Origin of the sequence: Ruminococcus sp. 1001136sp1_2201st1_G3_2201SCRN_220225 (assembly GCF_040924365.1) — a bacterium.
Taxonomy (GTDB): domain Bacteria; phylum Bacillota; class Clostridia; order Lachnospirales; family Lachnospiraceae; genus Blautia_A; species Blautia_A faecis.
The window spans coordinates 19,862-27,281 of record NZ_JBCOME010000043.1 but is presented as its reverse complement, the minus strand read 5'-3'; the positions used below and the strand labels follow the sequence as shown (position 1 = coordinate 27,281).

The window sequence follows — 7,420 nt, the reverse complement described above, 5'->3', positions numbered from 1 at the left end:
CAGCTATATCGTGCAAAAAACATGTTGAAAAAAATGTTGGCAGAAAGGAGCGATTAAATGCATATCAATAGTAATGACCTGAATAATTTTCAAAATGAAGAGATGAACACTGATGAAATCATTGCATTTCTGGAACATATGAAGCACTGCGACTACTGTCTTAACCAGCTTGCGGACGAATATACAGATCATGCATCCTCAGCTCCCGCCTATCTGAAAGAAACAATTATGGAACGTGTTACAGCTCCTGATATTCAGATACAGAAAACAGCAGCGGATGCTACCTATAAAATGCGGTTTTTCTATGAGGGGCTCCGCACTGTAGTCGGAGTCGTACTTGCACTGGTTATGTTGTTCAGCCTTGGGCAAATGGACTTCGTCTCGCCTCAGCTTCCGCAGTCCACAGCCAAATCATCTGAAACGCGCCGGGAAATTAGAACTTCATTACGTAATTTTTCAAATGGAATTACAGATGGAATCTCTGATGCTCCCCAGAAAGTTGTCAACTACATTAATTCTATTTCAAATACAATAACAAACGGAGGTAACTAACATGCAAAAACAAAAAAAGGGATTCCTGCTTTTTATCTCTTCCCTGATTCCTGGTGCGGGAGAAATGTATATGGGATTCTTTAAGCAGGGAATCAGCATTATGACTCTATTCTGGGCTATTATCGCAATTGCCGGAGGGCTTAATATCTCCTCTCTGGTTATCTTTCTTCCTGTATTATGGTTCTACAGTTTCTTCCATGTTCATAACTTGAAAGAACTGCCGGAAGAAGAATTTTACGCGATAGAGGATAACTATATTCTGCATCTTGACCGTATATTTCAGAATAATATCAGGCTCTCGCAAAAACATATTAAAATTGCGGCAATTCTCCTGATTGTTTTCGGAGTTGCTGTTTTCTGGAATGGTTTCCGTGATCTGCTCTTCTGGATTTTACCAAATTCTCTGGCCATTATTATACAGGATATCATGTACCAGATTCCTTCTGTTATCATTGGAATTCTGATCATCGTTGCCGGTTATCAGCTTCTTACAGGAAAAATCAAAAGCATCTCTCCTGACGAAAAAGCTGATTGTAAAAAAGATGTGTCAGAACATTATTGGCAGCCATATCGTCCTTATCAACAGCCTGTTGATAACAGCGCTCCACAAATGAATACAAAATCAGCACCTGCCTCAACAGTGTCTTCAACAACACAGCCAGATCAGAATGCGGATAATGTAATAAAGAATACCGATATCAAAATTTCGGATACTACTTCAGTTCAACCATTCATTACTGCTGAGCCAGACAATAATTCTGCAAAATAGAGTAACTATTCCAATAAAAGTCAGGTATCTGCCACATAATATTTCTAATAACTTTACCGCTGATAAATTTATTTTATCGGCGGTATTTTTATTGAGATTTCTCCAAAAGCCAGCTTACTCTGAGTGCCATCAGTCTCCTGAACCAGCAATTTCCCATCTGGACAAATCGCTAATGCTCTGGCACTTCTGCTGCTTTTATTATCTGTAATTGTAATTTCATTTCCCGGAACAATATTATGTTCCACGTATTCTTCTGACAATTTCAATTCCCGGGTTTCTTCCAGAAGATAGTTCACAATCTGCGCTGCAAGGCGGTTCCTGTCCGCAGTTCTGGAGGATTGTTCATCTTCGTAGATTCCTCCGGCAATTTCCTGAAGCTCTTTGGGGAATTGTTCCTGCTCAACGTACAAGTTCAGCCCAATTCCTACAATTGCAAATTCTATATTTCCACTTTCAAAATCTGTGACCGCCTCTGTAAGAATACCACAAACCTTACGGTTATCCTTGTACAGGTCATTTACCCATTTAATTCCAAGTTTTACACCGCATACTTCTTTCACAGCCTTATACACTGCAGTAGCTGCTGCAGTAGTGATCAGAAGACTGCCCTCCAGTGTCCCCTTCGGTTCCAGAATAACACTGAGATAAATCCCATTGCCTTTAGGAGAATAAAACTCCCTGCCTCTTCGTCCTCTTCCTGCTGTCTGCTCCATGGCAACAACAAAAGAGCCGTGTCCAGCCATTCCGCTCACAGCCAGCTGCCTGGCCTCCAGATTGGTAGAGCTGATTGCATCAAATATTTTTATCTCAACCTGTGGATCCTCCAGAAAAAGTCTGATTCCCTCTGCTGAAATCAGATTACTCTCTCTTGCAAGCATATATCCCTTATTCGGTCCGGCCTCAATGGGGTATCCTTCCTGGCGCAGACTGTTCACAGCTTTCCAAACTGCGGCTCGTGTACAGGAAAGCTCCCTGCCAATATCCTCGCCAGATAAAGTTTCACCTTTATGCTGTTCTAATAACTCCAAAAGTCTGGATTTAACCGTCATGCTTTTATCCTTCATAATTCTCCAGGGCTTTTCTTAAAAAATCCCGGTATTCTTTTCGCACATTCTCCGGTGAAATCACTCTCACGCTATTTCCAAGGGCAGCAAGCCAGCCATAAAACTGTGTACTTACATTCACCTGTACCCTGGTGACGGAGTGCTCATTGTCCTTGGACATGATCATAATATCCTGCCCAAATCGATCAATCATTACACCCACAAGATGGTTCTCAAATTCCAGATTAACTTTCTCTTCACGGCCTCCAAACATTCCAAAAGTACCGGCAGCAAATCTGGCACTGTCAAATTTCCGGAAGAGTTCGGCACCATTTCTTGCTTCATTCTCTGTAAAGATCTTCAACATTTTGTCTACGCGGTAATGCTTCACAATGCCACTCTTCTCATCGACTCCTATCAGATAATAATTACCATCCTGCCATATCATCTGCCATGGACTGATCTGATAGCGAGCTCCACCTTTCTTCAAATGTTTCTCCTTGGACACTGTCCATTCTGTATACTGGAAGCTGATCTGTCTGTTCTGTGAAATTGCTCTGTGTATCTCATCTACATTATAATAAATGCTCTCGTTTGTATTCTTCACCTGATCCAGTACGATTGCCTGCCGCTGTAGGTCTTTGGCCTGATAAATACTGGTAAGGTGCTCCAGTTTCTGGATCAACTGCCGCGATTTCCCAACAGTAAGAAATCTGGAAAACTGAACAGCATCTACAAGAAGCTTCAGCTCTGCAGTCTCAAACTCACGGCTTGCAAGATAAAAACCTGACGGTCTCTCTCTTCGATTCATAATATCCATTCCGAACACACGCAAAGTCTCTATATCGTCATATATCGTCTTCCGCTCTGCATGAATTCCCAGACTCTCCAGATAGGAAATCAGATCTTTCACACTCATGGGATGTGCCTCATCTGTTTTCTCAGAAAAGACTCGCATAAGATATAAAATTTTCAGTTTCTGCTGGAAAGATTTTGGCATATCCTTACTCCTATTTATCTGTCAATACTGCTACGACTCCAGAATATAATACCATAAAAGCAAAGAGCAGAGCAATAAGATCTGCACCATGAAAATCATAATTAAAGATCATAGCTCCCCCGATCATGAGCTCCAATGTAATAAAAAGTCCCAGTATCATGGCTGTGCTCCCGGAAAATTTCCTGCCGCGGCTCTCCTGTGTATCCTCCATATATCCCTCTGCAAGGGCAGCTCTTCTGCTGTTAATATTTCTGCCTGATTTCCACATAATATCTCCTCCGTTTCCCAAACTCCAATATCATCCGCCATCAAATACCGAACGTATTTTCCGAACATATTTTCTTCATGAGACTAGTCTACCACAATATCAGTCCTATAAAACGGTATGAATCCATCATTTTCGAATATCTGTTCGCTTTTTGAGTAATAAAAAAACGTCTGAACCTGTTTTAAACAGAATCAGACGTTTTCCTTTTTACAAAATCTAAATGAACATGTCTACAGGCTTATTTATTCGCTATACTTTCATAGTAGTTAATCCACAAACATGTTTTTACATAAATCCAGCGAACACAGAAGCGGCAATAACAGTAAGAAGTCCGGCAACGGCAATTGCCAGGCTGCTCATAGCACCTTCTACAGGACCAAGTTCCATTGCCTTAGATGTACCTATGGCATGGGCTGAAGTTCCAAGTGCCAGACCTTTCGCGATAGGCTCCTCAATTTTTGCCACTTTAAGGACTGCCTCCGCAATCACATTTCCCAGCACACCAGTGATAATAATAACTGCAACCGTGATCGTAACAAGTCCGCCAAGTTCTTCCGATACACCCATTCCAATGGCTGTAGTAATGGATTTCGGAAGCAGAGTAACATACTCCGAATGGGAAAGTCCAAACAGCTTTGCAAAAATCAAGACACTAACCATACTTGCAAGTACACCGGAAACAATTCCTATAACGACAGCTTTCAGATTCTTACGAAGCAGAGTAAGCTGTCTGTAAAGCGGTACCGCAAGACATACTGTAGCAGGAGTAAGCAGATAACTGATATACTGACCGCCTGCATTGTAGGTCTTATAATCCACCTGCATAAGCTGAAGCATTCCCATTACACATAGAATTGCAATCAAAAGAGGATTAAACAGCGCCATTTTAAACTTTTTCTTCAGCAAAAGACCGACCTCATATCCAGCCAGACTTAATGCCGCCCCGAAAAACAGGGAATTTTCTATAAAATTTATCATTTCTTATCTTTCCCCCTGTCCTTTCTGATCACAAACTGAGTACTGCGTCCAGTAACTACCATTACAATGACGGTTGTCAGAATTGTTATGAGCACAACAGGAAGCCAGATTGGCTGCAGATCACCCCACGCTTCCAAAAGTCCCACACCTGCAGGAACGAACATAACCGGCATAATTTCAACCAGAAAATCTGCTGCTTCCTCTACCTGCTCAAGTTTCAGAATTCCGCTTGCAAGTGCTCCAAGCATCAGCACAAGACCATATACACTGGCCGGTACCGGAAGAGGCAAAAGGATATGTAATCCCTCACCCAACGCTGAAACCAGCAAAATAATACAAAATTGCCTCAGATACTTCACTTTTTGTCTTCCTCCTCGCTGTCTCCACAAAGAAGTTCATTTGCAATTTCCAGATAAGGCTGAAGCTCCTCAAGAGAAGCCCTGCCATTTCGCTTCATCTTTGTAATCCCTGGATACTGTGCAGGGATGGATCTTGTCATATTTCTGTCACCGTAGATTTTCACCATATCTCCATTTTCCAAGGTATCCCCGGCAATTAATTTATCATTTTTGTTATAAATTCCTTCCTTGGGAATCGCTGCCTTGAAAACAGTTTTTTTATCCATATCTACGAATACCATTTCCTTCAGTATATCTCCGGCTTCCACATAAATAGCTCTTATGGCTTCATTTTCCAGACGGGCTTCCTCCTGTTTGTCTTTCTGTGCCTGTCTGGCAACCAGATTCCAGAACGAGCCGCCTACTACGCCAAAGATCACCAGAAGAATGACAATTCCTACAATGAATTTCACATCGATTTCTTTTTTCTCCACTGCAAATCCTCATTTCTTTCATGGCTTTTTCTTCTGCCCTATTATACATTATCTTGTTAAAATTGCAATGTCATCTTTCGACAATTCTCTCCCCTGTTTTTCCCAATTTTTCTACAACATAATTGTAAAACTGTGTTCTGGATATTCCTTTTTTCCACATTGCGACTGTTCAGAGCACGATTTTTTCCACCTGCCAGCTGCCGTTTTCCACGGTCATAACTGCCATGGTCACGTCTCCACCAAAGCGGCTTCTGCCGCAGCTTCCAGGGTTCAGCCACAGCCTTCCGTCAATTTCTTTTGCAAAATACTGATGACTGTGTCCAAAAATCACCACCTGGGTATCCCCTAACTCCCAGGCAACATCTTTCCTGTCATGAACCATAAAGAATTTCACATTTCCCACTGTAAAGTTCAAGCTTCTTCGCAGATTCTGTGCCCAGTATCCATCATTGTTTCCTCGCACTACATATAAAGCGCCCAATGATCTTATAGTATCCAGAAGCTCCGGTCTGTCCACATCTCCAGCATGAAAAATGCAGTCACAGGACTGTAATATGTCCAGAACTTCTGTCCGTAAAAGACCATGTGTATCTGAAATAATTCCAATTTTAATTCTCTTATTTTCTATCATTTCACCGTTCCTTATACCACATTCATCTATATTTTTTCAAAAAACAGCCTTTTCCTCAAAACAGACAGATTTTCCCATACTCGCCGTCAAATCCAGGTTTACAGATTACTTCTCTGTTTCTAAGTTTCCGAATGCCTGAAGCAATCATGTGACTACTTTCTTTCTCAATATCCGCAATGGGAATTTCCCTTAAAATATCAAATTCATTTCCCAGTTTCTGAAGCATCTTTTCATATTCACCAGTGACTGTTTTGGTGGTTACAGCCTTTCCAACACAGGCAGAAATCACCTCAGGAAGAGGTACAATGCTCTCAAAAGGTCTGGCATTTTTTCTCACAAACCCATTTTCTCTATCAGCCAGATCCATAATTCTGTGATTCACTCCCATAGTCAGTTTTTTCCCGCATACAGGACATATTCCATGATACTTTTCTGCTTCTTCCGGGCTCAGACAGATGTGACATTTTCTGTGTCCGTCATAGTGATATTTGCCCTCTTCCGGGAAAAATTCCAGTGTTCCAAGAAGACCTTTTCCATATTGTACAGCACCATAAAGTCCCTGATAGGACAATTCAATGTCCAGTAAGTTAGCCTCTCTTCCAAGCTTTGATGGAGAATGTGCATCTGAGTTTGAGATCAGCTGAAGTCCATCAAGTGCAGATAAACGCCAGTTCATAGGTGGATCTGAAGATAATCCCGTCTCCACAGCATGAACATATGAAGTAAGATCTTCAAAACATTCTTCCATGGTATCAAACCCTGAGGCGGCACCAAAAAGTCCGAAGTGGGGAGTCCAGATATGTGCTGGAACCAACATTCCATCGGCACAGTTTTCCAGTAAAATTTCCAGAAGATCGTGACAATCAAGTCCCAGTATTGGCCTTCCATCTGAGTGAATATTTCCAATCTTTTCCAGTCTCCCAGCTATTTTATCTGCTTCTTCAAAGCCGGATAAAAGAAGTACATTATGCACCTTGCGGCACTTTCCATTCTTCTTATAGATAGAACTGATCTCCCCTGTAATTACGAAACGGGGAGCTCCCCCAGGAAGCATTTTCGCCTCTTCCAGCACATATTCATCTCTTAACCGATACAGTCCACTTTCTGCCGGAACCAGCTTTTCTTTCAGTTCCTCCCGCCAGGCAGGATGGGTAAAATCACCGGTTCCCACTAAAGAAATTCCTTTTTTTCTTGCCCACAGATCCAGATATTCCGGGGTTCCAAGCTTGCTTGTTGCCATGGAATATCTGGAATGAATGTGAAGATCTGCGATTATTTCCACTTAATTAACTCCATTTCCGTCATTTATATTTTGATTTGCAACTGCTCAAAATTCTCAAAACTATA

General features: G+C 41.7%; 10 protein-coding genes. 2 read left to right on the top strand and 8 right to left on the bottom strand.

The annotated features are described in order from the left end of the window. Positions 1–57: 57 nt before the first annotated feature. Both AB5642_RS13750 and AB5642_RS13745 read left to right on the top strand, forming a co-directional pair. Positions 58–552 carry a hypothetical protein gene (locus AB5642_RS13750; protein ID WP_187566129.1) on the top strand — a complete coding sequence of 165 codons (495 nt, stop codon included), beginning with the start codon at positions 58–60 and terminating at the stop codon, positions 550–552. A gap of 1 nt (position 553) precedes the next feature. Next, positions 554–1,321 (top strand): hypothetical protein, encoded by a 768-nt coding sequence (locus AB5642_RS13745; protein WP_148462183.1) that lies wholly within the window; start codon positions 554–556, stop codon positions 1,319–1,321. A gap of 68 nt (positions 1,322–1,389) precedes the next feature. Here the strand turns inward: AB5642_RS13745 and AB5642_RS13740 are convergent, their stop codons facing one another. From AB5642_RS13740 to AB5642_RS13705, 8 genes are all read right to left on the bottom strand, one after another. Then, on the bottom strand, positions 1,390–2,385 hold the full coding sequence (locus tag AB5642_RS13740; RefSeq protein WP_306797064.1) for a biotin--[acetyl-CoA-carboxylase] ligase: 996 nt from the start codon (positions 2,383–2,385) through the stop codon (positions 1,390–1,392). Continuing rightward, positions 2,375–3,364 (bottom strand): YafY family protein, encoded by a 990-nt coding sequence (locus AB5642_RS13735; RefSeq protein WP_148462182.1) that lies wholly within the window; start codon positions 3,362–3,364, stop codon positions 2,375–2,377. The genes AB5642_RS13740 and AB5642_RS13735 overlap by 11 nt, the downstream gene beginning before the upstream one ends. 10 nt (positions 3,365–3,374) lie before the next feature. Continuing rightward, the gene (locus AB5642_RS13730) at positions 3,375–3,632 is read right to left on the bottom strand and encodes a hypothetical protein (protein WP_148462181.1); all 258 of its coding nucleotides are present in this window, start codon (positions 3,630–3,632) and stop codon (positions 3,375–3,377) included. A gap of 285 nt (positions 3,633–3,917) precedes the next feature. Continuing rightward, entirely contained in the window at positions 3,918–4,610 is a 693-nt protein-coding gene (locus AB5642_RS13725; protein ID WP_148462180.1) for an LrgB family protein, read from the bottom strand. Then, complete coding sequence (locus tag AB5642_RS13720) at positions 4,607–4,969, bottom strand: CidA/LrgA family protein (RefSeq protein WP_118578807.1); 363 nt, start codon at positions 4,967–4,969, stop codon at positions 4,607–4,609. The genes AB5642_RS13725 and AB5642_RS13720 overlap by 4 nt, the downstream gene beginning before the upstream one ends. Further along, complete coding sequence (locus AB5642_RS13715; RefSeq protein ID WP_118578805.1) at positions 4,966–5,442, bottom strand: hypothetical protein; 477 nt, start codon at positions 5,440–5,442, stop codon at positions 4,966–4,968. Before AB5642_RS13715 ends, AB5642_RS13720 begins: the two co-directional genes overlap by 4 nt. Before the next feature lie 169 nt (positions 5,443–5,611). Beyond that, the gene (locus tag AB5642_RS13710) at positions 5,612–6,073 is read right to left on the bottom strand and encodes a metallophosphoesterase (protein WP_118578803.1); all 462 of its coding nucleotides are present in this window, start codon (positions 6,071–6,073) and stop codon (positions 5,612–5,614) included. A 55-nt stretch (positions 6,074–6,128) separates the two neighbouring features. Then, the gene (locus tag AB5642_RS13705) at positions 6,129–7,355 is read right to left on the bottom strand and encodes an endonuclease Q family protein (protein WP_226840945.1); all 1,227 of its coding nucleotides are present in this window, start codon (positions 7,353–7,355) and stop codon (positions 6,129–6,131) included. Between the last annotated feature and the right edge of the window lie 65 nt (positions 7,356–7,420).